Below are 24,487 nucleotides of genomic sequence, written 5' to 3' on the forward strand. Positions count from 1 at the left end.
CCCCGCCTCGGCAGGGAGCGGGGGGCGTGATCCTCAGTGAAGCCAAGGGGCCCAAGCGCTTCAGTCCTGCTTGCGGTCCTTCGATCGCCGCGTACGCTTGGCGGCGCGGCCCCACCCGCCCACCTTGACGGCCTTCACCGCCTTGGACGCCTTCACAAGCGCCTGCTTCTGCCGCGGCCGCAACCATCCCAGCGAGAAACCCGCCTGCGCCGCGGCCGGGACGTCGCCGCGCGCCATGGCAAGCGCCAGCTGTTCGCGCGCCTGCGTCAAGCCGACTTCCAGATCGTTCAGCGCGCCGAGGCGTTGGGCCGCCTCGTGGACGCGCGCGAGCCGACGGGCGCGCGCCTCGATCTCCTTCCTGGACAGCTTGCCGCCGTCGGCACCGCCGGGGACCGCGAAGCCCAGTTCCATCGCGAGCCGCAGGCGTCTGAGGCGGCGGCGCAGATGGTGGCGCCCCTCGACATCGAGGCGTTCGAAGCGCTTGATCTGCTGGTCCGTGGCGACGCACCATTGGGCGATGGTCCCGTGCACGAGGGTCAGTCCTTGCGACGCTTCGGGTGCCTGTTCCGGCGCGGGACGCGCGAGCCAGCCGATGACGGCGAGCATCCAGCCCTGGACCTGGGGATCGAGCAGGAGGCCGGCGACGTCGACGGGTGGCGTTGGCGATGCCTCGGACGCAGCGGACGGACGCTCGACGCGCCAGGCGGCGAGCATCCCGAGGCGCCATCCGGCCTCGGCCTGGGCATCCGCATCGCGTGCCGCGGTGAGTCGTCGCGACAGTTGCCCGGCGCCGTCGGCGAGCGCGTGCAGGGCGACATCGTCGTCCGACGCCAGCAGCCGCAGTCCGGCACGCAGGCGACGCAGCCCGACGCGCATCTGATGCAGGTGTTCGGGCCGATGACGCCCGCTTGCGATCTGCGAGGCATTGCCGAGGACCGGCTCGAGGCATTCGCGCAGCAGCACGTGGAGCGCGTCGTCGCGCGTCATGTCGCCGGTCCAGTGGATGGCGTGGGAGTCGGCGACCGGTGCGCAGTCGAGCTGGCGCGCGAGCAGGTCGCCGCGCAGCGCCTTGGTGCGCAGCTCCAACGAGAGCCCGAAGCGTTCGACGGCCCATGAACGGGCGGTCTCGAGCACGGCACGCGCTTCGCCGCTCTTCAATTCGATCTCGAGTTCGGCGACCGGCGTGCTGCGCAGCGCGTCGCCCTCCCCGGCGAGCAGCGCGCCATGGTCGAGCGCAAGTTCGACCATGCCATGAGGCGTCTTCAACGGACGGGTGAGTCGCGTGATGTCGGTGCGGAACAGCGCCTGCAGAGCCCCCCCCGGCAATTCGGCGAGCAGGGCCTGGAGCGCCTGCCCGGCGGGATGGTCCGCATGACGGGCGACGTCGAGCGCGGGGACGTCCGCGCCCAACGGGACGTTGTGTTCGAGTCGGGTCATGCCGTCGGGCGCCGCGCCCTTGAGGGTCTGCACCCACACGTCGCCTTCGCGGCGCAGCCGCAGCGCGAAGCCGGCGCGCGCGAGGTCGCGCTCGGGCGTATCGAAGTACGAGGCCTGCAGGCGCTCCTCCGTCGCGACGGACTTGCCGCTCCCCGCGACCCAGCGCCGCACGACAGGCCATTGCGGTTCGGGGATCTGGAAACGCAGTTCGATTTCGGTCATCCAGCAGTGTCGCATGCGAGGGCTGGCGGACACCGGGTCGTCAGCTTTCGAGCATCAAGCATCAGCATTTCCGGATGACAACACCCCATCCGGCGCACCTGAAGTTTGACCGACTCGGTCAAACCAGAGTTCGACCTCGCCGCCGCGCACGCGCAGCACCGCGAAGCCGTCGCCAGGATGGTCGGACCAGGCGCTGACCACGCACCTCAGGCGTCGCCCATCGGGTCCGTCGAACTCGAAGGCATCGGGCGCGGCGAGTTCCTCGACCGCCGTGATCGCGAACGGCCACGGCGCATACAGCGCGGAGCTGTGGACCGAGTGGATCCGCACGGGCGCGCCGTCATCGCGATCATCGCCATCGACGGCAGAGATCTCCGCGCTCACCCAGCCCGAGCGATGCTCGTCGCCCGACAAGAACACCAGGCCGGATGCGCGACACCGCCACACCGCGCCGAGCAACTCGTGCAGGCTGTGCGGATAGCCGTCCCACGCATCGGAGCGCAAGCAGCTCGCGGCATGCTCCACCGTCGTGCGACGCCGCGGCAGTGGCAGCGAGCCGCTCAGCACGAACTTCGGCCTGTCCGCGCCGCGCGACAGCCACTCGCCGAAGGCATCGCGCTGCGCCGTCGACCACAGCCGTGCGCTCGCCCAATTGGCGACGCGGCGAGACTCGCGCTCGCAGCGCGCGTCGGCGATGAAGAACGCTGCGCCGCGCCAGTCGAAGTCATGCCACAGCAGTCCTGGCCCGCCCACCCGCGCGCCGGCTTCCCATCGGTGATCCCACGCCGCCTGGCGCGCGGCGTCGAACCACGGCCCGTTGCCGTCATGACTGGCGCCGGGGCTCGGCTCCCAGTTGTCGGCGATCTCGTGATCGTCGATGCCGTGAACGACTCGCGCGACCGTCGGGGGCAGCAGCCGCGCCGGCCCCGCCTTGAACTCGCCGTAGCCGCGTGCATATCGCTCGATGCCGCTGCGCGAGTCGGCCAGGCCGCCGCTCGCATCCGCATAGATCTGGTCGCCGGCGAGCAGCACCAGGGAACACGCCCTGCCCCGCGCCGTCGTGCGCGTGAATCGATGCAGCCGGGCCAGCGACGCCAGTCCCGGGCCCGCTTGCGAAGCGTCCAGTTCCCAGCCCGGGCTCGCATCGAGCAGCCCCGGCGGGTATTGGCACGCCGCGAGCGCGAAGCACACGCCCCCCTCGACGGGCTCGTCTGGCGAGGCCACGAAGCCATGCGCCCACCGATGCGGCGGCAGATCCAGCAGCTGCGCCAGCGCGCCCTCGACCTGCGCCTGCAGATCCTGGTCGCGGAGTTCGTGCATCACACCGCGATGCGCGCCCTCCATCGCGAGCGCGCGCGGCTCAAGGTAGAGCGCCACCAGCAGCAGGCCGGACATGTCGACGGCACCGTCGCCTTCGCCTTCGCCTTCGCCTTCGCCTTCGCCGTCACCGGCATCGGCATCGGCATCGGCATCGGCATCGGCATCGGCATCGGCATCGGCATCGGCATCGATGTCGTTGTCGTTGTCGTTGTCGTTGTCGTTGTCGTTGTCCGTGTCGTTGACGCCACGCGACTCGCGCGGCGGCGGGAACGCTTCCACGGGCAGAGAGATCCGCCACGGCGCGCCCGGCTGCCCCAGCCCGGGCGGCACGAAGGGCTCGATACGCCACGGCAGCGGCAGCCGTTCATAGGCCCAGGCGCCGCGCCACCGCATCGGCACCCAGAGCACCCAGTGCGGCCAGCCGCGCTCCGGACGCAGCGCCGTCAGCAGCGGCACCCGCCCGGCCTCCGGCGCCGCGCGCTCGACACGATGTCCAGGCGCCTCCGCGCCGACCAGCAAGGCGTCGGCCGCCGTGCTCCTGCGTGCCGATGCCAGAACCCCGCTCACGACGCCTCCTCGGCGAGGAACGCCAGCACGTGCGGGAACACCTGCGTCGCGACGTGGCGTCCGATCAGGCAGTCCTGATGGCCATGGCCCGCGATCACGCGGTAGCGATAGCGACCCGGCGCGGCCTGGTCGTAATAGCCCTTGAGCAGTTCGGCGCTGTCCGCACTGCACAACCCGTTGTCCTCGCCGTGCAGCGACAGCACCGGGAAAGCCTTCAGCAGCACCAGACTCTTCGCGAGGCTGTCGAGGTAGATGCTCGCGCCCTGCCAGTCGGTGATCTCGTGGCAACGTGCGAAATGGATCGCCTGCGCGACGGTGTCCATGTTCAACGGCCCGAAGTGGTCGTCGATGACGTCGAGCACCGCGCGATCGACGTTCGCGATCGCGAAATCGCGCCCGTACAGCAGGTCCATGCGATGCCGCGTCGCGGTCCAGGGCGTGCGACGCATCCGCCACGGCGGCCAGGGCGGCGGGTTCTCCAGGTCGAACTCCGCGTCGGGATACGGCAGGCTGGCCAGCAGCCGGTCGAGGAGATGGTCGAACAGCGTCGGATCGCCCGCCGGCCGGAACGCGTAGTCGCCGAGCGGCAGGTAGGGCCGCAGGTACTGCATCAGCACGCCGCGCAGGCTGTTGGTCGGCGACATCACCATCAGCGGCGTGACCTGCGAGATCACCAGCTTCGAGATCCGGTCCTTCAGCGCGGCACGCAGCGCGAAGTGACGCTCCCACGGCTGCTCGCGCGGTTCCAGCAGCGCCATGTGCAGCATCACCGAGCCCATGCAGTGGGCCAGGACGTTCAGCCGCTCGCGCCCCGTCTCCCGCAGCACCCGGTCCACGGCCAGCGGGATGTCGTTGAAGGCGGATTCCTCGAAGGTCCAGGGCAGACGGGCCGTCGGCAGCCCGGCGCTGGTGCGCAGGTCCAGCACCCAGACGTCGTGACCCGCGTCCCACAGCAGCTTCGCCGGCCCCGGCCGCACCGAGTGGTGCGCGAAGGTGGTGCCGCTGGCGCTGTAGCCGTGGATCAGCAGCACCGGCTCGCCGCCCGGCCGGCCGTAGCGCGTGAGCCGGATCAGCACCGGCCGGTCGTCGTCCTCCCGCGGCGGGCGGGTCAGGTCCTGCCGCTGCGCGCCTGCATCGCCCCAGCGGCCGGCGGCCATCTCCATCACGACGGGATCCGGCAGTCCCGGCACCGCGCCCGGCAGGCGCGAGATGCGCCGGCGCGGCGCCTCGTCGGGCTTGCGGAAGGTCCAGGCGTGCAGCCCGATCGTCATGCGCGCGATATAGGCCATCAGCGCGCCGATGTCGCGTGCCGCGGAAGGAATATCCCGAGCCTGCCGGATGCGCAGCAGCGGCATCCGCTCCCGGGCGAGATGGTGCATGTCCAGCGCGAGCGCGACCTCCCGCCCACCCGGCGGCGGCGCGATGCCGGCGATCGGCGCCAGCGTCATGCGACTCAGCTGCGTCCACGGGTTGCCGCGCCGCGTGTAGCTGATGCGCTTGCATCCTTTCAGCGGCTGGTCGCGCAGCGCGGCCGCCCAGTCGGGCAGGTCGGCGTCCGGATCGATGCGCACCTGGTAGCGCATCACCCGCGCTTCCCCCGCGTGTCCGGCGAGGTGCCAGGCGTTGACGGCCCGTGCGCGCAGTCCCGCTCGCGCCTCGCCCGGCGCCTTGGGTGGCGATCGCCGCCCCGCCCAGTCGATCATGCCCTGCCAGGAATCGCGCACGCCCCGGTTGATCGCCCAGGCCCAGAGGCCTCGCAGGTGGCGTCTCAGCGATCCGGATTCCTCGCGCTGGAACAGCGTCAGCTCGCCCTGCGCCAGCGGCGCCGTGAACAGCGCCTGCTCGTCCCCGCGCTCCTCGTGCGGCCAAAGCCGGCCATCGCCCGGCCGGGGTCCGACGATCTCGAAGCAGCCGGGCCGCCGCTCACGCGCCTCGAACACGCGCAGCCGGCTGCCCGGCGCCACGACCAGGCGCCGCTCGGGGCCGGGTCTCAACAGGTCCACGACGGCCTTGGGCTGAAAGACGACGCAGAGTTCCAGGTACTTCACCGGCGAGCCCGGCGCACCCGTCCAGCGCACGAAACCGCCCAGGCGCTCCCGGACCTCGATCACCGTCGCGTCACGCGCGTCACGCGCGTCATGTGCGTCATGTGCGTCATGTGCGCCATGCGCGTCATGCTCCACGCCACCCGCTCCGTCGTCGCGGGCGCCCACCGGCGACGGCGACGGCGACGGTGCGGGTTGCCGGAAGACCGGACGAACGGGTTCACGTCGCACCGCGTCGGGCGACGCCGCCTCCAGTTGCCAGAGCGCGCCCAACCGGTCCAGCGCCCGCAGCGCCAGCGCGCAGATCGTCAACGCCGGGTTGATCCCGAGCGAGCCCGGCACGATCGCGCCGTCGAGCACCACCAGCCCGTCGTGCACCGCGTCGCCGTCGCCGGAGAACACGCGGCCGATCGCGTCGACCACGCCGTCGCTGCCGCGGTCGCCCATCGCGCAGCCGCCCAGGGGATGCACGCTGAGCATGGGCCCGCGCGCATCGTTCGTGAGGAAGGCCATCTCCGGCGGCAGCAATTGCCACAACGGGTTGCGCAACAGCCGCGCGCCCTGGGCGCGCAAGCGGCGCTCCAGCGCCTCATGACGACGCGCGACCGCCGGCTCGTCGCGCAGCGCGGGCCAGTCGACCTGCAGCCCGCCGGGTTCCTCGAAGCCATCCCGCCTCATCAGGCGTCCGGTGCCGCTGTCGCGACCGATGATCGCCAGCGGCAGTTGCCGGTCGGTCACGGACGGCCGGATGGCGAAGGGGTCGTCGAAATCGGCCCGCTCCTCGTGCGGTCCGGCGTTCGGACGCGCCAGCGCGTCGAGCGTCGCCGCCAGCGCGAAGCCTTCTTCGAATACCGGCCGCAAGGCGCCGGGAATCGCCAGATCCTGGATGACGTGGTCCGGTCCCGCGGCCCACACGCCCGTGATCGTCGGACCGACCTGGCGCGAGGCGGGCGTCCGGTGCTCGTCGGCGACCGCATGGACCGTGCGCGACCCGTCGTGGCCGACCGCGATCACATCGCCGTTGGCCGAGAACCCGTGCCCGACCAGCCGCGACAGCGTCAGCCCGCGATCCCGTGAGCGCATGAGGATCTCCGTCGACCCCAGGCTGCCGGCGGCCAGCACCACGCGCCGCGCGAGCACCTCGAACGGCTCGCCCTGCCGCCGGCGCAGCAGCTCGTCGGTGTGCTGCACCAGGACGCGCCACCCCAGACCCGGCGCGACGGCCAGCGCTTCCACGCTCGCGCCGCACACCAGTTCCGCGCCCTGCCGCCAGGCCTGCAGCAGCAGCCCAGTGTCCAGCGACTGCTTGGCCTCGTGATTGCAGCCCGTCGCGCAGTCGCCGCAGGCGAGGCAAGGTGAATGGGCCCAGCCAGCCGCACCCCGCGGACGTGCGTCCATGGCCACCTGGATCCGGGCGGCGCGCACGGGCGACGCCTTGAGCGAGGCACCAGGCGACGCACCGGGCGCCGGCTGCCCCGCCAGCGCCCGCAGCGCCTCGAGGCGGCGCGGCTTGAACCCGGCGTTCGCGCGCAGGCGCTCGATCGTGTTGTCGCCGGCCTCGTCGCGGACGCCGAGCAGCCGTTCGGACCGCTCGAACCACGGCGCCATGTCCTCGTTCAGAAAGACCTGCGGCCACCCCGGCTCACGGAACACCGACGGATCGGGCCGCTCCATCACGCCCGCATTGATCAGCGAGCCGCCGCCCAATCCGTTCGCGAGCGCCACGCACACATCCGGACCCAGGCGCAGATCGAAAAGTGCTTCGCGGCGGCCCATCGGGGCGTCCGCGCCGGGCCGCGCGAGCCGCACGTGACCCGGCAGGTCGGCGAAGCGGCTGGGGAAGGCGCCCGGCAGATACTCGCGGCCCCGCTCGAGCACGACCACGCTCAGGCGCCGGCCGTCCGCGTCGCGACGTCCGGCGAATGCGTGCGCCGCCGCGGCGCCGCCGTAACCGCTGCCCACGATCAGCACGTCCACGACCGCCGGACCCGGCGCCGGGACCGTCAGCCGCTCCGACATCCAATCCTCCAGCGGCCGCGACAGCCAGCGCGTGCCCGAAGGTCTCGACGACGGCCCGTGCTTGGACGCTGCGTCAGACGGGGCTTCCGGCGCCTCCTCGAACGGACGAGACATCGACCCCCTCCCTGCGGTATTCAGCCAGCGCGGCCTGCATCGCGTTGATGAGCAGGTCCTCGGTGACGGGTTTGTGCAGCAGCGTGAGTCCCGCTTCGTGGGCTTCGCGCAGACGCTCGGGCGCAGTGTCGCCGCTCACGATCAGCGCGGGCAGTCCCGGGAACGCGCTTCGCAGCGAGCGCACCGCGCTGATGCCGTCCTCGCCGCCGCGCAGCCGGAAGTCGGTCAGCAACAGGTCCGGCTGCTGGCCCATGCTCTTGAGCAGGCCTTCGCGCGTGGTGCCGGCCAGCAGCACCTGGCAGCCGTGCGCCGTCAACAGCGCCTGCATGGCGACCCGCACGGGCTCCTCGTCGTCGATCACCAGCACGCGGATCGGCGGCAAGGCGGGCCCCTGCGTCGGGGTCGAACCGGGCCGCACCAGCGCGATGTCGGCCGCGGTCACGTTCAGCATGAAACTCGATCCGTGCCCCGGCGCGGAGCGCAGCGCCAGGTGCAGGTCCAGCAGGTCCACCAGACGCGTGACGATCGACAGCCCCAGCCCCAGCCCCTTCGTGCGGTCGCGCTCCGGGTTCCCGACCTGGTAGAACTCGTCGAAGATCCGCTGCTGCTCGTGTTCCGCGATGCCCATGCCGGTGTCGCGCACGGACAGTCGCCAGACCTCCTCGTCCTGGCCGCGGTTGACCTCGATCGCCACCTCCCCGCGCGCCGTGTACTTGAGCGCGTTGTCGATCAGGTTGCGCACCACGCGCTCCAGCAGCACCGGATCGCTCTCGACGCAGGCCTCCGGCGGGCAGTCGAGCCGCAGCAGCAGGTGCTTGCGCAGCGCCGCGGGCTGGAACTCCCGCTGCAGCCGGCCCAGCCAGGGTTGCAGCGCGAAGACCTGGTTGTTCACCGGCACGACGTTGGCGTCGAGCTTGGAGATGTCCAGCAGCGCGTCCATCTGCGAGGACAGCGAGTGCAGCGCCAGGTTCATCTGCGTGACGATGACGCGGCCCTCGTCGTCGAGCGGCCGCTTGTCCAGCGCCGCGCCGAACAGCGACAGCGTGTGCATCGGCTGGCGCAGGTCGTGGCTGGCGGAGGCAAGGAAACGCGTCTTCGCCGCCATCGCGGATTCGGCCTGCGACAGCGCCTGACGCAGCTGCTGGTTGCTCTTGTTCTGCTGCAGCCGGATCAGCACCGACTCGGCGAAGACGCGATAGGTGTCGCGCGCCAGGCCGGTCAGGATCAGGCCGAAAAAGACGATCAGGGCCGACAGCACCCAGTCCAGCCAGCGGTGCTCCGCGCCGGCGCGGTGGAACAGGCCCCACGACAGCGCGGTGGCCAGCGTCACCGGCCAGAGGAAGACCTGGAACACGACCCGGTGCCCGGCGGTCGTGGCGACCGCGCCGGCGCACAGGCCCAGCAGCACGATGGTCTGCACCATGCGCTGGAAGTCGCTCAAGTGGGGCGTCGCGACCAGCGACGCGCTGAAGACGAGTCCGTTGGCCAGGCTCAGCCACACGGCCCAGTCCATGCGCTGTTCGAGCGGGCGGTCCTGCATCTCCGGCAGCCGGCCCAGCACGGCCCAGCGCGTCGCCAGCACCACGAACACGAGCGCCAGCCACCCGTACGCCAGCCAGGGCGACATCACGCTGGCCGCCATCACCGCCATCATCAGCGCGGCGATGCTCACCGGGTAGGGGACGCGACGGCCCTGCTTGCCGATCAGGCGCAGCAGTTCGAGTTCGACGCTCGCCTGCTCGGCGCTGCGTTCACCCGGCATGACCGGAACAGGCAGCGCCTGGCCGCTGCCGCGAAGGGAACTGCATGGATTTTGTAAAGCTTGTCTTGGCGGGCAATATATCTTGCCGATTCCCTTCCCGCCCAAGCGTTCGCCATGCGCCACGCAGATAAAACTATGCCGACCACCGCCACCCTTGCGGGCTTTGGTAGGTCGGCATAGCACTCCTCCCCTTGATCACGACGCTGAGGTCCAGGCAGCGCGCGATCGGGATCCAGTATGCAAAGGCGGCGGGGGCTTCGATATCCCCCTCAAGAGGGAGACATTCTTTTACGTCGTTCCCTTGCGTCCGAGCCTGGCGCCAGGCTCAAGCGATACGCACCCGCTCTGGAATCCGGGCCTCCCGCAGCAGTTCTTCCAGCAGCACCAGGTAGTAGCCGAGCGGCGGCGTGCGCATCCCCGGCCGCTTGGCCAGGTCGTCCCAGCGGCGCAACTGCAGCGAGGCGCTCGCCTGCGGATGGGCCATGAACAGCAGCCGCTCCTCGGCATTCATGGGCCCGCCCTGCAGCGCGAGGCTGTGGCGCGAGGCGTCGGACAGCCCCGGGCCGTAGGCCGGATCGGTGCTGACCAGGTACCGCTTTGCCGCGACATGCAGGCGGATCGGCTCCGTGACGTCCGGTCCCAGGCCCCCGGCGCGCAGCAGCGGCAGCGCGGTCAACTCGTGCTCGTCGTCCCGCAGAGGGTCGGCAGAACCGCCGTCCATCAGTTGGCCGATGTCGTGCAGCAGCGCGGCGACGACAAGGCTATGCTCCGCGTGGGCCCACTCGGCGAGCTGGGCGCATTGGAGCGCGTGTTCCAGCGCGGTGACAGGTTCGCGGCGCTCGTCGCCGTACTGCAGGTGTCCGCGGCGGTGGAACACCGCCTCGATCTTGGCGATCAGGTCCATGGCAACTCCCAGCCATCGCTCCAAGGGCGGAGCGGGCGCCAGTCTCGACCCCGCCCATGACGGATCTGTGAAGCGTGACCGGGTCTCCCATTCAAATTGGATGAACAGTGGCCTCAGTTAAGGTGAACCGACGATGTACGGCACACGCGGACACTTCGTTCCATTCCGGACCTCCCGACGCCCCAGGTCTTCCCAAGGACGCGAGCCCGACATGACTGCCCACGACAACCAGAACAACGACCCCGACCAGCAGCCCACGCTGCCCGCCGAGACGCTCGACGCCGCGGCGCCCGCCGTGGCCGCGACGTCGGCAGCCAGGCCGATGCCTCCGGTGGCCCCCGTGGCCTCCGCTCCCCCGGCGGCGGTCATCGCCGTGGGCAAGACCCGGTACGACGGCCTGGCGATGCTTTTCCACTGGGTGCTGGCGATCGCGATCATCGGCACTTTCTCGGTAGGCTGGTACATGGCCGACCTGCCGTTCTCGCTGACGCGGCTGAAGCTGTTCAACTGGCACAAGTGGGCCGGCGTGACCATCCTGGCGCTGTCCGCGCTGCGGCTGCTGTGGCGCCTGACGCACCGTCCGCCGGCGGACCTGCCGATGCCGGGCTGGCAGAAGTTCGGCGCCCATGCGGTGCACTGGCTGCTCTACGCGGCCTTCTTCGCGGTGCCGCTGAGCGGCTGGGCCTACAGCTCCGCCGCGGGCTTCCCGATCGTGTGGTTCGGCGTGCTCCCGCTGCCGGACTTCGTCGGCAAGGACAAGGAACTGGCCGAATCGCTGAAGCAGCTGCACCAGTGCTTCGCCTATGGCCTGGGCCTGCTGGTCCTTGCCCACCTTGGCGCCGTGGTCAAGCATGTGGTCCTCGACAAGGACGGCCTGCTGCGGCGCATGCTCCCGGGCCGCGCCTGAGCGGCTCGGCTCCATCGGACCTCCCCAAGAACGGGACCCCCGAGGCACCTTCGACATCCCGGCCGGCAAGGCCTGACCCCGAACAACGACCACCTCCAGAGGACTTCATGACCGCACGCATGGCCACCCATCTCTCGATCACCGCCCTGTCGGTGCTGAGTGCCGCCCTGTTCCTGGCCGCTCCGGCGATGGCGCAGACCAAGCCGGCGGCCGCGCCCGCTGCCACGGCGGCCGCGACGGCGGCGCCGAAGCTGGTGCCCGCCCAGAGCGACATCGCCTTCACCTTCCGCCAGATGGGCGTGCCGGTGGACGGCCACTTCAAGAAGTTCGACGCGCAACTGGCCTTCGATCCGAAGAACGCCGCGGCCGGCAAGGTGAGCCTCTCCATCGAGCTGGCCAGCGCAACCATCGGCGACGCCGCCACCGACGCCGAGCTGGTCAAGCCCGAGTGGTTCGATGCGAAGAAGATCCCGGCGGCGACCTTCCAGAGCACGGCGATCAAGGCGCTGGGCGGCGGCAAGTTCGAAGCCACCGGAAAGCTGACGATCAAGGGCCAGCCCAAGGACGTGGTCGTGCCGTTCGCCCTGGCCCAGGCCGGCGGGACGACGACGGCGACCGGCGCCTTCGCGATGAAGCGCCTGGACCTCAAGATCGGCGAGGGCGAATGGAAGGACACCTCCATCGTCGCCAACGACGTCCAGGTGAAGTTCAAGCTCGCCGTCACCGGCATGGGCCCGCTGTAAGCCGACGTCGCCGCGGATCACCCGCTTCCCCCGATTTCTCCGACCGGTCCGGGTCCTTCGCCCGGTTCCTTCCCCGCCGCGGTACCCGCCGCGGTTCCATCACTGTTCCACAAGGACCCACCACCATGATGAAGAAAGCCCTGCTGCTCGCCTCCCTGATCGCCGTCGCCGGCCTGGCGCAAGCCGAGACCGCGACCTACGCGATCGACCCGACGCACACCTACGCCACCTTCGAGATGCGCCACTTCGGCACCTCGACGAACCGCGGCCGCTTCGACAAGAAGGAAGGCACCGTGCAGCTGGACAAGGCCGCCAAGACGGGCAAGGTCGAGATCACCATCGACATGAACAGCATCGACACCGGTTTCTCGAAGTTCGACAGCCACCTGAAGAGCGCGGAGATCTTCGACTCGGCCAAGTTCCCCAGCGCCAAGTTCGAGAGCACCAAGTTCAACTTCAGCGGTGACAAGGTCACGTCGATCGACGGCAACCTGACGCTGAAGGGCAAGACCGCGCCGGTGTCCCTGAAGGCGGTGAACTTCAACTGCTACGAGAACCCGATGCTCAAGCGCGAAGTCTGCGGCGGCGACTTCGAGACCACCTTCGACCGCGTCCAGTTCGGCGCCGACTACGGCGTGTCCTACGGCTTCCCCAAGGACGTGAAGGTCGTGATCCAGGTCGAGGCGATCAAGCAGTAATCCCCGCCGATTCCTCGCGCCAATGCTGAAAGGCCCGCGAAAGCGGGCCTTTCGCGTTTCCGGCATCCGTGGCGTTCCGTGGCTTCCGCCCCGATCCGGTGCGCATGGTCAGTTCGGGCTTCCGGCCTGTCGCCGATCGGTGCAGTCCATCCCGCCGTCCGCACGGCACGTCGCCCGCTGCCCCGGGGGTGCCGGGCTCTTGCGTACAGTGCGAGGCATACGACAGGTCCTCCCATGAACGCGCCGACTCCCGCCTCCCCCACCCCTCGCCAGCGCTGGCAGAGCTTCATGAAGACTGCCGAGCAGGTCTTCCACGCCTACGGCAGCTGGCTGGTGACCATCACCTGGAAGCGCTTCACGCTGCTGGCGGTGATGCTGGTCATCGGCGCCAACATCCTCCAGACGCTGCCGCCCTTCTCCTTCAGCTGGCAACTGCCGGTGGAGACGACCGAGACCATCCATCCGCCCAAGGACCTGCGCCGCGATCGCGACGCGGAACGCGACCGCCGCGACAAGCAGCGCGCCGCGGAGGTCGAGAAGAAGGTGGCCGAGGCGCAGAAGAAGGTCGAGAAGGCCACGAGACCCGCCGACGCCGAAGAGGCCGGTTCCCAGGCCGCGCACGGCGCGTCCGAGGCGGTCGAAGGCGAAGGCCTGCGTTATGAAGTCCAGATCGACAGCCGCGGCGTGCGCATCGTGCCGCGCCATCCGGTCGCTGCCGCGGCCAGCGCCGCTTCCGCGGCCGATGCCGAAGGGGCCGTCGATCCCACCCTGCCCTCGGTCGACATCCGCATCCCCAACGAGAAGCAGCGCGAGGCCATCAAGGAGGCGGTGAAGTCAGCCGCGGCCGAAGCCAGACGCGCGCTCGAGGAAGCCGCCGAAGAAGCGCGCCAGGCCAAGGCCGACGCCGAAGAAGCGCGCGACGAGCTCGAACAGGTCCAGCGCGAGACCTCCCGCAAGACCCGGTACCGCACCGTGCACCTGGGCGATTTCCTCGACAAGCTCGCCATCCTGGTGGTGCTGGCCTCGGCGCTGCTGAAGGCCACCTACAAGGGCCGGCTGCAGGCCGAAGTGAAGGCCGCCAAGGCCACCGAGACCGCGGAGGCCGAATCGCTGCGCCGCCAGGTCGTCGAGGCCCGCATGGCCGCGATGCAGGCGCAGGTCGAGCCCCACTTCCTGTTCAACACGCTGGCGTCCATCGACCACCTGATCGAGACCGACCCGCCGCGCGCCTCGCAGATGCAGAAGAACCTGATCGCGCTGCTGCGGGCCTCGATGCCGACGATGCGCGAGGCCAACGCCAACGGCGGCGTGCGCGACCTGGGCCGCGAGATGGCCGTGATCCGGCCTTACCTGGAGATCCTGCAGGTCCGCATGGAAGAGCGCCTGGTGTCGCGCATCGAGGTGCCCGACGGCCTGCTCTCCGCCGAATTCCCGCCCATGATGATCCAGAGCCTGGTCGAGAACGCCATCAAGCACGGCCTCGAACCCAAGGCCGAAGGCGGCAGCCTGCTGCTCAAGGCCGAGATCGTCCACGGCAAGCTGCAGGTCACCGTCGCCGACACCGGCCTGGGCTTCGGCCGCGCCGCGACCTCGGGCACCGGCGTCGGCCTGGCCAACATCCGCGAACGGCTCTCGCTGCTCTACGGCAAGGCCGCCAGCGTCACCGTCGCCGAGAACCAGCCCTCCGGCACCGTCGTGATCATCACCGTCCCGTACCGGACGTCCGCCCACCACGCGCCCGAACCCGGGCCGCAAGGAGCACACGCATGAAAACGCTGTTCAAGACCCTGCTCATCCTCGGTTTCGTTCTCGTCGGCGGCGCGGTGCTGCTCGGCTGGGGCGTGTTCCATCTGCTCGGCGACGTCCCGGGCGTGCACCTCACCGTCGACGGCGAAGAAGTCATCCTCAGCGGCATGGGCCTGGCCGACGCGTTCGGCGCCGGCGTCGGCCTGATCCTCGCCTTCGTCGTGGTGTGCCTGATCGTGCCGCTGGTGCTGCTGCTCGGCCTCGGCCTGCCGCTGCTCATCCTGGGCGCGGTGGCGCTCGTGGCGCTGGCCGCGCTGGCGGGCGTCGGCGCCGTGGTCGGCTCGCCGCTGCTGCTCATCGGCCTGGTCGTCTGGCTGATCGTGCGCGACAAGCCGCGCAAGGCGCCGCGCGTCCAGACCGCCGCCGCGCCGAGTGCGCCGGCCCTGGGGGCCTCGCCGGCCGAGCCGTCCCTCCACGCCTGATCCCCGCCTGATCCCCGCCTGAACCGCCCTTCACCTGCCCTAACATCGCCCCCCATGAGCGACACCAGTGACACCCCCCAAGGCCCGCGCGCCATCCTCGCGGACGACGAACGCCTGATGCGCGAGCAACTGCGCAGCCGCATCGCCGAGGTCTGGCCCGAGCTGCAGATCGTGGCCGAGGCCAAGAACGGCCTGGAGGCGGTCGAGCTGGTCAAGGAGCACCGGCCGGACCTGGTCTTCCTCGACATCCGCATGCCGGGCCTGACCGGCGTCGAGGCGGCCAAGCAGATCGCGCAGTTGCCCGACGATGACGACTGGCTGCTGCCGGAGATCGTCTTCATCACGGCCTACGACCAGTACGCGGTCGAGGCCTTCGAGCAGGGCGTGTGCGACTACGTGCTCAAGCCCGCGGAACGCGAGCGCCTGCTGGTCACCGTCGAGCGCATCAAGAAGCGTCTGGCGCTGCGCAGCGGCGAGGCCGAGCCGGAAGGCCCGAGCACCGGCACCTTGCAGCAGCTGCTGCATTCGCTGTCGGCGCGGGTGAACAACACCGGCGGGGCGCCGCAGTACCTCCAGTGGATCCAGGCCTCGGTTGGCCAGACCATCCAGATGATCCCGGTCGAGGACGTGCTGTTCTTCATCAGCGACGAGAAGTACACGCGCGTCCAGACGCCGACCGTCGAGGCGCTGATCCGCAAGCCGATCAAGGAGCTGGTCGACGAGCTGGATCCCAAGCTGTTCTGGCAGATCCACCGCTCGACGCTGGTCAACGTCAAGGCCATCAACGGCATCAGCCGCGACTTCCGCGGCCGCCAGCTCGTGGGCGTGCGCGGCCTCGAAGAGAAGCTCGAAGTCAGCCGCAGCTACACACACCTCTTCAAGGGCATGTAGCGCTTCCACGACCCTCACCCCTACCCTCTCCCGCAGTGCGGGCCATCCCATCGGCTCGGTGCACGCTTGCTCCCTCTCCCGCTTGCCGGAGAGGGTGGGGGTGAGGGACGGCGTCCGCGGCAGTCCGCCACCGAAGCGCCCCAGCGCTACAGCACCACCACCGCGTCCGGCAACTCATTGCGCGGCACGGTGCCGGCCTCGGGCGGGAAGTGCTGGGCCAGCAGCGCCTCGACGGCGCGGATCGCCTCCACCAGCCCCTGCTCGAACTGTCCGCCGCGCAGCGACTGCCGCAGGCCCTCGACGATGGGTTGCCACTGCGTCGCGCTGACGCGCCGGTTCAGTCCGCGGTCCGCGACGATCTCGATGGCGTGCTCCGCCAGCAGCAGATAGATGAGCACACCATTGTTGTGCTCCGTATCCCACACGCGCAGCTTGCCGAACAGCGCCAGCGCCCGTTGCCGCGCCGTCAATCCGCGCCACAGATAGCTGATGGGCAGGCTCGCCTCCACGCACAGGCGGATCTCGCCGGCATGGCTCGATTCGCTCTCGGTGACGCGCGCGGACAGGCGCGCCAGCGCTGCGGCCGGCAGCACGCGCCGCACGTCGGCCTCATCCCAGAAACGATGCCGGAAGAAGCGCCCCAGCCGGCTCGTGTCGCCGGCGCGGCGGATCTCGTGATCGGTCGGACGTTCCATCACCAGTCTCCCGAGGCGCCGCCGCCGCCGAAGTCGCCGCCGCCGCCGGAGGAGAACCCACCGCCGTCGCTGCCGCCCCAACTCCCGCCGCCATTGCCACCGCCGCCGCCGCCGCCCCAGATGATGGGCGGCGCGATGCCGCCCGACCGGTGCGCGCTGCGCCGATAACCGCCGTAGGACGGGCTTGCGCTGCGCCGTCGCGCCGCGCCGATGCCGAGCACCCCGACCAGGATCAGCGACGCGACCGCCGCGCCCGCGCCCAGCAGCAGGCTGTTGCTCAGCCCCCAGCCGACGGCGCCCGCGCCGACGCCGGTGAACAGGCTGCCGATCTTGCGTCCGAACATGGACGTCAGCACCGCGCCCATCAGCGGCACGGCGAGGAACGCGATCATGGCGATCTCGCCGATGTCGATGTTGTGGCCGCCGCCGGATCTCGCGGGCCGCTGCGCCGGCGCCGGCAGGTGTTCACCGCGGATGCGCGCCTGCAGCGAATCGATCGCGCGGTTCAGCCCGCCGGCATAGTCGCCCGCCTTGAAGGCGGGCGTGATGTCGCGCTCGATGATCTGCCGCGCGGCGAGGTCCGGCACCGCCCCTTCAAGCGCCTTGGCCGTCTGGATGTTGATGCGCCGGTCGTCCTTCGCGACGACGATCAGCAGCCCGTCGCCGACATCGCGCCGTCCGATCTTCCACTGGTCGCCGAGGCGCTGCGCGAAGGCGGCGATGTCCTCCGGCGCGGTCGTGCGCACCATCAGGACGACGATCTGCGGGCCGGCTTCGCGCTCGAACGCGGCGAGCTTCGCCTCGAGCGCCTCGCGCTGCGCGGCACTGAGCGTCGCGGTCTGGTCGATGACGCGGCCGCTGAGCGGCGGCACCGGCTGGACGTCCTGCGCGCGCGCCCGCGGCAGCAGGCCGACGCTCATCAACAGGCCGAAGAAGACCAGCGCCAGGAGTCGGACGGCCCGCATGCGCGGGACCTCAGTTCGACGCGGGCGAGGCCGCCGGTGCCGGCGTCGTGGCGGGAGCCGTCCCGGCGGGCACGGCCGGCTTGTCGAAGCTCACCGTCGGCGGCGCGGAGATCGCGGCCTCGTTCTGCACGGTGAAGTTCGGCTTGGTGTCGTAGCCGAAGATCTTCGCCGTCAGGTTCGATGGGAACCGGCGGGTCAGCACGTTGTAATCCTGCACCGACTTGATGTAACGGTTGCGCGCAACGGTGATGCGGTTCTCGGTGCCTTCCAGCTGCACGCGCAGGTCCCGGAAGCCCTGGTTGGCCTGCAGCTGCGGATAACGCTCGCTGACCACCATCAGCCGGCTCAGCGCGCCGGACAACTCACCCTGCGCGGCCTGGAACTTCTGCAGCGCGGCGGGGTCGCGCGCCAGCTCGGGCGTGACCTGGATGCTGGTGGCCTTGGCGCGGGCCTCGACGACCTTGGTCAGCGTGTCCTGCTCGAAACTGGCTTCGCCCTTCACCGTGTTGACGATGTTCGGGATCAGGTCGCTGCGACGCTGGTACTGGCTGAGCACTTCGGACCAGCTCGCGTTGACCTGCTCGTCCAGGCTCTGGAACTCGTTGTAGCCGCAGCCGGTGAGCGCCATCGGCGCGCCCACGATCAAGGCGGCGGCCGCCGTGGTGCGAAGGGACGCGCGAAGCGACGAGCCAACGGTGTTGAACGGACGGGACAGTGTCGAAATCATCAGCGGATCCTCCTTGTGCGCAGCGGCATATCGTGTGCCGGGTCCCGGAATTCAAGGGCAAGAGGGTCCGAGCATAATCCCCTCCCCATGAGCGCCCCCCTTCAGAACGACGTCTTCCTGCGCGCCTGCCTGCGCGAGCCCACCGAGTACACGCCCGTCTGGCTGATGCGCCAGGCCGGCCGCTACCTGCCCGAGTACCGCGACACCCGCGCCAGGGCCGGCAGCTTCATGGGGCTGGCCACCAACCGGGACTACGCGACCGAGGTCACCCTCCAGCCGCTGGAACGCTACCCGCTGGACGCGGCCATCCTGTTCAGCGACATCCTGACCGTGCCGGACGCGATGGGCCTGGGCCTGTCGTTCGCGCAGGGGGAGGGACCCAAGTTCGAGAAGGTGGTCCGCGACGAGGCCGCCGTGAACGCGCTGGCCGTGCCGGACATGGACAAGCTGCGCTACGTCTTCGACGCGGTAAGCTCGATCCGCAGCGCGCTGAACGGCCGCGTGCCGCTGATCGGCTTCTCCGGCAGCCCGTGGACGCTGGCCTGCTACATGGTCGAGGGCGGCGGCTCCGACGACTACCGCCACGTCAAGAGCCTGATGTACGCGCGTCCGGACCTGATGCACCGCATCCTGGCGATCAACGCCGATGCGGTCGCGGCCTATCTGAACGCGCAGATCGACGCCGGCGCGCAAGCCGTGATGATCTTCGACTCCTGGGGCGGCGTGCTGGCCGACGGCCAGTTCCAGCAGTTCAGCCTCGCCTATTCGCGCCGCGTGCTGTCGCAGCTCAAGAGCGAACACGACGGCCGCCGCATTCCCAAGCTGCTGTTCACCAAGGGCGGCGGGCTCTGGCTGGACGAGATCGCCACCGCCGGCGCCGATGTCGTCGGCCTGGACTGGACGGTGAACCTCGGTCGCGCGCGGGCACAGGTGCACGATCGCGTGGCGCTGCAGGGCAACCTCGATCCGAACGTGCTGTTCGCACCGCCCGCGGCGGTCCGCGAACAGGCGCGCGCCGTGCTCGACAGCTTCGGCGCGCCGCAGCGCGCGGATGGCGGATGGGGCGGCCACGTGTTCAACCTGGGGCACGGCATCAGCCAGTTCACACCGCCGGAAAACGTCTCCGAACTGGTCGACGAAGTGCATATGCATTCGCGCAAACTGCGCAAGGCGTCGGCATAGTTATCCCCAAATCCGTGCATGTCACTGAAACGCAGCACAAATGAGGGATCTTGGCTAGGGCTTTCCCCGATTGGAGCGTAAGTCGTTGATTTCAAACGGGGTGGCGCGTTTTGCCCCGATTTGACGCCCACGGGGCTCCGCGGCGGCAATCCCGGCAAGCCAAGAAAAGCCGGGGCGTTTCCCACAAAGTTATCCACAGGCTCCGGACCCCGTTGTGAAGACCCTTGGAAATCAGGCACTTGGCGCGTTTTTCTCATGGTCGATGGCGACCGGGAGGGACGCGACAACGCAGCATGCGAACGGCCAAGCGCGGGCTCTCCACGGGGCAGGGGGCATCCCTCCGGGAACCCCCAGCCCCATTCCGGCCCCACCGACATCCGCTGACACCGGGACGGAGCTCCACGCAGGATGAACGAGTCCCCGTTGCGTCGCTTGCGGGTGGCCGTCGAAGCACCCCAGCACAGCGGGCTGACCGGACCGCTGGATTACCTCGGCCCGCAAGACTTGACCCCAGGCACGCTGGTGCACGTGACGCTGGGTCGCCGCGACGTGATGGGCCTGGTCTGGGACGACCCGCCCGAGGACCAGGACTTGCCCGAGGACGCGCAACTGCCAGAGTCCGAGTTGCGTCCCGTGGGCGAAGCTCTGGACGCGCTACCACCGCTGTCGAACCGCTGGCGCCGATTGGTCGAGTTCGCGGCCAGCTACTACCAGCGCAGCGTCGGCGAGTTGGCACTGGCGGTATTGCCGCCCCAACTTCGCGATCTCGACGCGAAGCAGTTGCAGGCGCGGCTGAAGAAGCTCGACAAGGCGGACGCCGAAGCGGCGAAAGCTGCGACAGCAGCAGCAGCAGCAGCGGCGATTGAGGCGGGGTCGAACCCAGAGGCGCTCGAAGCGCAACCGTCCACGCCGGAGCGTCCGGCACTCACCGCGCAGCAGCAGTCGGCGCTGGACGCGCTGGCGGAACTGGCCGCCCGCGAGGTGCCGCAGCCGGCGCTGCTGTGGGGCCTGACCGGCAGCGGCAAGACGGAGATCTACCTGCGCGCCGCGGAGGCCGCGCTGGAACGCGGGGAACAGGTGCTGGTGCTGGTGCCGGAGATCAACCTGACGCCGCAGCTCGAGGCGCGATTCGCGGAGCGCTTCGCGGGGCGTTCGATCGTGTCGCTGCACAGCGCGCTGACGCCGGCCCAACGCCTGCGGAACTGGCTCGCTGCGCACCTGGGTCGCGCGCAGCTGGTGCTGGGCACGCGGCTGGCGGTGTTCGCGTCGATGCCGCGCCTGGGTCTGATCGTGGTCGACGAGGAGCACGACCCCTCCTACAAGCAGCAGGACGGCGCGCGTTATTCGGCGCGCGATCTGGCCGTGTATCGCGGCCATCTGGAGAAGGTGCCGGTGGTGCTGGGCTCGGCGACGCCGTCGCTGGAGAGTTGGCAGCACGCGCTCGCCGGGCGCTATCGGCGCATCGATCTCACGGAGCGCATCGGCGGGGGCGCGCTGCCGCGGGTGCGGCTCTTCGACATGAACCGGCTGGAACGCAAGAAGGGCGTGACGACGACGCTGTCGGTGCCGCTGGTGGATGCCTTGCGCAAACGGCTGGAGCGCGGGGAGCAGAGCCTGGTGTTCCTGAACCGCCGCGGCTACGCGCCGGTGTTGCATTGCGACCAGTGCAACTGGAAGAGCGACTGCCCCCATTGCAGCGCGCATCAGGTGTTCCACAAGGAGGACCGGACGCTGCGCTGCCACCACTGCGGCGTGACGACGCGCGTGCCGCGCGCCTGCCCGTCCTGCGGCAATCCAGACATCGCGCCGCTGGGGCGCGGGACCGAGCGCCTGGAGGAGCAGCTCGCACAGGCGCTGCCCGGCGCGCGCGTGGCCCGCATCGACGCGGACACGACCCGGCTCAAGGGCAGCCTGGAAACGCAGTTGGCGGCGGTGCACGAGGGCGACGTCGACATCCTCGTCGGCACGCAGATGGTCGCCAAGGGACACGACTTCCGCCGCATCACGCTGGTGGCGGCGGTGAATCCGGACGGCGCGCTGTTCAGCAGCGACTTCCGCGCACCGGAGCGCCTGTTCTCGCTGCTGATGCAGGCGGGCGGCCGCGCGGGGCGCGACGCCGCGCAGGCGGCCAGGAGCGAGATGTGGATCCAGACCTGGTATCCCGAGCACGCGCTCTACCAGTCGCTGCAGAAGCACGATTACGAGGCTTTCGCCGGCAGCCAGCTGCATGAGCGGATGTCGGCCAACCTGCCGCCGTTCGCGCACCTGGCGCTGGTGCGGGCGGAAGGCCGCAGCGTCGAGGCCGCGCGCGATTTCCTGGTCGCGGCGCAGGAGGCGGCACAGGCGCTGCCCTTGTCGCTGGGCCTGTTGCTGTATCCGCCGGTGCCCATGGCGATCGCGCGCGTGGCCGATAGCGAGCGCTTCCAGATGCTGATCGAGGCCGGCAGCCGCGCGCAGCTGCTGCGCTTCCTGCGGGCCTGGCTGCCCGAACTGCATGCGCTCAAACGACGTCAGAAGGGCCTGACGCGGTGGGCGGTGGACGTGGACCCTCTGGCGATCTAGGACACGGCCCCGCGTTGTCAGAGCAGCTTGGCGAGTGCCTCTTCGAGCACCGGCCACGCGGCACGCGCCGCGGCGAGGGCGTCCTCGGAGCCGGTCGCGGCCTGCTCCGCATCGAGCTCCAGTTGCCGTGCGACTTCCGCCGCCTCGGCATGCCCCAGCGTCAGCAGCACGCTCTTGAGGCTGTGCGCGAGATGGCGCAGCTTGACGTGTTCGCCGCGGTCGCAGGCGAGGCGGCCATTGGCGATGTCCAGCGGGAACTGCATGCGGCAGCGCGCCAGGAAGGCCTGGTACAGCGCGGCCTTGCCGCCGAAGTACTGTTCGATGGCCGCCTGATGGATGGACGGCATCGCGGCCGGCGGCGCCGCGTCGCGCAGGCCGTCCAGGCAGGACTGCAGGTCGCCGAGCGAGCACGGCTTGGACAGGAAACGCGTGACGCCGAGCGCTTCCAGCTGTTCGCGCACCGCCGGATTGATGCCCGCGCTGAACACGGCCAGCCGGGCGTTGCCGCGCAGCGCCGGTCGTTGCTTGAGCGTCTGCAGCAGATCCAGGCCGTGCCGGCCCGGCAGCATCAGGTCGCTGATGACCAGGTCGAAGCTCTGCGTCGCCAGCGCGAGCAGCGCCTCGTCGACGGAGATGCAGGCCTGCATGCGCACCTCGTCGTCTTCGAGGGCCATGGAGACGAAGCGCTGCAAGGTGATGTCGTCCTCCACGAGGAGGACCCGGACGCGGGACGCCATGATCAGGCAGCCACCGGCTTCAACCTGCGAATTGCGGCTGGCGGGCCTGGATGCGCTGGATGGCGGCGCCGAGCAGCGGCGGCAGGTCGGTCACGAGTCGCGGCTTGTGCACCAGCGGCAGGCCGGCCAGCGCGAACGCATAGGGCGCCCGCTGCTGCTCGTCGAGCGCGGTGACGAAGATCAGCTCGCTGCTGGCGAACTGCGGCTGCGAGCGCAGGCTGGTCACCAGCGCCGCGCCGTCGATGCCGGGCAACAGGATGTCGACCAGCAGGATCTCGGGCTGCAGCTGGCCGTACATGACCAGACCGCCGATGCCGTCGTTGGCCGTGTGCAGGTCCAGGTCGGGGTATTCCTGCTGGGCCAGCAGCATGACGAGGTTCTGGTAGTGGACCGAGTCCTCGATCAGCAGCGCCTTGAGGCGCGGCGGAGCGCCGTCGCCGGGCGACAGGTCGGCCGGCTTGGTCGGCGCGAGGCCGCGGCCGGTCAGCCAGGCGTCCAGCGACGCGCGCAGGATCCGGCGGTGGCCACCGGGGGTGCGCCATGCCTGCAACTCGCCGCGGTCGACCATCAGTTGCACCGAGCGGACGGCCATGCCGAGGCGCTGCGCGACTTCACGCGTGCTGAAATCCTCTTGCATGTCATCGGGTGTACGGGCAATAGCAGTCATGAGTCAATTTTGCCGAATTAACCAAACTAGTAGGTGGGCAATATCCCCAGTTATAAGCGATAAAAGTGATATCGGGTGTGACTTCGCTCGGGGTGGGGGCTTCCCCCGCGCGGAGACGGTGCGAACTCTGGTGCAATCCGGGCCGAGGACATGCGCTGAAGAAGCGCTGAAGAAGCGATGAAGAAGCGATGAAGAAACGATGATGAAGCGATGGACCGGACCGGGCGCGACGGTCCCGCCGGCCTGGATCCAGGCCCGGATCTGGGCAACGGGACTGTGCGTGGCGGCCGCGCCGGGGGCGCGGCGCGCCCCGGCGGCCGCGCCTGCCTCGGCCAATGGCGCTGCGACTGCCACTGCGGCGGCGTCCGCCAGTCCGGCGCTGCGGCGCGTCCTCGCGAGTGGCGTGCTGCGGGTCTGCATCTGGCCGGACTATTACGGCATCACCTACCGCCATCCGCGCGACGAGACGCTCAGCGGCCTCGACATCGACCTGTCCAACGAACTGGCCAAGGAGCTGGGCGTCCGGCTCCGGTATGTCGAATCCTCGTTCCAGCGCCTGGTCCCCGACCTCGAAGCAGAGCGCTGCGACGTCGCGATGTTCGCCGTCGCCGCGCTGCCGCAACGGATGGCGGCGCTGGACTTCACGCGGCCTTACCTGCAGAGCGGCCTGTACGCGATCGCCAGCCGCGCCAGCCGCGTCGTCAAGCGATGGGACGACATCGACCAGCCCGGCGTGGTGGTCGCCGTCCAGACGGGCACCTCGTCGGAACGCGTGATGCGCGCCGCCCTGAAGCGCGCGACGCTGCTGGTGGTCCAGCCACCGGCGACGCGGGAACGCGAACTGGAGTCCGGCCGCGCCGATGTCTTCATCACCGACTACGCCTACAGCCGGCGGCTGCTCGACAACGCGGACTGGGCGCAGCTCATCGCGCCGCCCCAGCCTTTCCACGTCCTGCCGTATGCCTACGCGATCAAGCGCGGCGACCCCGCGTGGCTGGCGCGGCTGGATGAATTCGTCGTCCGGATCAAACGGGACGGACGGCTGCGCGCCGCCGCCGAGCGCCACGGCCTCGGCGCGATCGTGGTGCCCTGAGA

Annotated in this window: 19 protein-coding genes; 9 read left to right on the forward strand and 10 right to left on the reverse strand. The window is 70.1% G+C overall.

The genetic code is table 11. The features are described 5' to 3' along the window. Positions 1–60: 60 nt before the first annotated feature. From PV762_RS12505 to PV762_RS12525, 5 genes are all read right to left on the reverse strand, one after another. Positions 61–1,659 carry an inorganic triphosphatase gene (locus PV762_RS12505; RefSeq protein ID WP_421035336.1) on the reverse strand — a complete coding sequence of 533 codons (1,599 nt, stop codon included), beginning with the start codon at positions 1,657–1,659 and terminating at the stop codon, positions 61–63. 54 nt (positions 1,660–1,713) lie between these two features. Next, positions 1,714–3,546 (reverse strand): alkaline phosphatase D family protein, encoded by a 1,833-nt coding sequence (locus PV762_RS12510; protein ID WP_421035337.1) that lies wholly within the window; start codon positions 3,544–3,546, stop codon positions 1,714–1,716. Beyond that, positions 3,543–7,724, reverse strand: coding sequence for an alpha/beta fold hydrolase (locus PV762_RS12515; RefSeq protein ID WP_421035338.1), 4,182 nt, complete (start codon positions 7,722–7,724; stop codon positions 3,543–3,545). The genes PV762_RS12510 and PV762_RS12515 overlap by 4 nt, the downstream gene beginning before the upstream one ends. Continuing rightward, positions 7,684–9,486: a hybrid sensor histidine kinase/response regulator gene (locus PV762_RS12520; RefSeq protein WP_421035339.1), complete on the reverse strand. Its 1,803-nt coding sequence runs from the start codon at positions 9,484–9,486 to the stop codon at positions 7,684–7,686. The genes PV762_RS12515 and PV762_RS12520 overlap by 41 nt, the downstream gene beginning before the upstream one ends. Positions 9,487–9,811: 325 nt before the next feature. After that, entirely contained in the window at positions 9,812–10,390 is a 579-nt protein-coding gene (locus PV762_RS12525) for an HD domain-containing protein (protein WP_421035340.1), read from the reverse strand. 322 nt (positions 10,391–10,712) lie between these two features. Here PV762_RS12525 and PV762_RS12530 point away from each other — a divergent pair, with 322 nt between their 5' ends. From PV762_RS12530 to PV762_RS12555, 6 genes are all read left to right on the forward strand, one after another. Then, positions 10,713–11,297, forward strand: a complete 585-nt coding sequence (locus tag PV762_RS12530; RefSeq protein ID WP_421035363.1) for a cytochrome b — start codon at positions 10,713–10,715, stop codon at positions 11,295–11,297. Positions 11,298–11,404: 107 nt separating this feature from the next. Further along, positions 11,405–12,040 carry a YceI family protein gene (locus tag PV762_RS12535; protein ID WP_421035341.1) on the forward strand — a complete coding sequence of 212 codons (636 nt, stop codon included), beginning with the start codon at positions 11,405–11,407 and terminating at the stop codon, positions 12,038–12,040. A gap of 128 nt (positions 12,041–12,168) precedes the next feature. After that, complete coding sequence (locus PV762_RS12540) at positions 12,169–12,738, forward strand: YceI family protein (RefSeq protein ID WP_421035364.1); 570 nt, start codon at positions 12,169–12,171, stop codon at positions 12,736–12,738. A gap of 234 nt (positions 12,739–12,972) precedes the next feature. After that, positions 12,973–14,508 carry a sensor histidine kinase gene (locus PV762_RS12545; RefSeq protein WP_421035342.1) on the forward strand — a complete coding sequence of 512 codons (1,536 nt, stop codon included), beginning with the start codon at positions 12,973–12,975 and terminating at the stop codon, positions 14,506–14,508. After that, complete coding sequence (locus PV762_RS12550; protein ID WP_421035343.1) at positions 14,505–14,966, forward strand: hypothetical protein; 462 nt, start codon at positions 14,505–14,507, stop codon at positions 14,964–14,966. The genes PV762_RS12545 and PV762_RS12550 overlap by 4 nt, the downstream gene beginning before the upstream one ends. Positions 14,967–15,020: 54 nt before the next feature. Continuing rightward, the gene (locus PV762_RS12555; protein ID WP_421035344.1) at positions 15,021–15,857 is read left to right on the forward strand and encodes a LytR/AlgR family response regulator transcription factor; all 837 of its coding nucleotides are present in this window, start codon (positions 15,021–15,023) and stop codon (positions 15,855–15,857) included. A 146-nt stretch (positions 15,858–16,003) separates the two neighbouring features. Here PV762_RS12555 and PV762_RS12560 read toward each other — a convergent pair whose 3' ends face one another. The 3 genes from PV762_RS12560 to PV762_RS12570 are packed head-to-tail and all read right to left on the reverse strand — an operon-like array spanning position 16,004 to position 18,145. Beyond that, positions 16,004–16,552 (reverse strand): TPM domain-containing protein, encoded by a 549-nt coding sequence (locus PV762_RS12560; RefSeq protein ID WP_421035345.1) that lies wholly within the window; start codon positions 16,550–16,552, stop codon positions 16,004–16,006. Beyond that, positions 16,552–17,517 carry a TPM domain-containing protein gene (locus PV762_RS12565; RefSeq protein WP_421035346.1) on the reverse strand — a complete coding sequence of 322 codons (966 nt, stop codon included), beginning with the start codon at positions 17,515–17,517 and terminating at the stop codon, positions 16,552–16,554. The genes PV762_RS12560 and PV762_RS12565 overlap by 1 nt, the downstream gene beginning before the upstream one ends. A 10-nt stretch (positions 17,518–17,527) precedes the next feature. Then, the gene (locus tag PV762_RS12570; RefSeq protein WP_421035365.1) at positions 17,528–18,145 is read right to left on the reverse strand and encodes a LemA family protein; all 618 of its coding nucleotides are present in this window, start codon (positions 18,143–18,145) and stop codon (positions 17,528–17,530) included. Positions 18,146–18,331: 186 nt separating this feature from the next. Here PV762_RS12570 and hemE point away from each other — a divergent pair, with 186 nt between their 5' ends. Together hemE and PV762_RS12580 are read left to right on the forward strand one after the other, a co-directional pair. Further along, a complete protein-coding gene (gene hemE / locus PV762_RS12575) occupies positions 18,332–19,426 on the forward strand; it encodes a uroporphyrinogen decarboxylase (RefSeq protein WP_421035347.1) in 1,095 nt (364 codons plus the stop codon). Positions 19,427–19,834: 408 nt separating this feature from the next. Then, the gene (locus PV762_RS12580) at positions 19,835–21,988 is read left to right on the forward strand and encodes a primosomal protein N' (RefSeq protein ID WP_421035348.1); all 2,154 of its coding nucleotides are present in this window, start codon (positions 19,835–19,837) and stop codon (positions 21,986–21,988) included. Between the two features lie 17 nt (positions 21,989–22,005). On the opposite strand, the gene PV762_RS12585 is transcribed toward PV762_RS12580, so the two are convergent. Beyond that, on the reverse strand, positions 22,006–22,725 hold the full coding sequence (locus tag PV762_RS12585; RefSeq protein WP_421035349.1) for a response regulator: 720 nt from the start codon (positions 22,723–22,725) through the stop codon (positions 22,006–22,008). 19 nt (positions 22,726–22,744) lie between these two features. Next, positions 22,745–23,362 carry a helix-turn-helix domain-containing protein gene (locus PV762_RS12590; protein WP_421035350.1) on the reverse strand — a complete coding sequence of 206 codons (618 nt, stop codon included), beginning with the start codon at positions 23,360–23,362 and terminating at the stop codon, positions 22,745–22,747. Between the two features lie 232 nt (positions 23,363–23,594). Here PV762_RS12590 and PV762_RS12595 point away from each other — a divergent pair, with 232 nt between their 5' ends. Continuing rightward, positions 23,595–24,485, forward strand: coding sequence for a substrate-binding periplasmic protein (locus PV762_RS12595; RefSeq protein WP_421035351.1), 891 nt, complete (start codon positions 23,595–23,597; stop codon positions 24,483–24,485). The last annotated feature ends 2 nt before the right edge of the window (positions 24,486–24,487 follow it).

It is taken from the genome of Mitsuaria sp. CC2 (genome assembly GCF_048957715.1).
Classification (GTDB): domain Bacteria; phylum Pseudomonadota; class Gammaproteobacteria; order Burkholderiales; family Burkholderiaceae_C; genus Roseateles.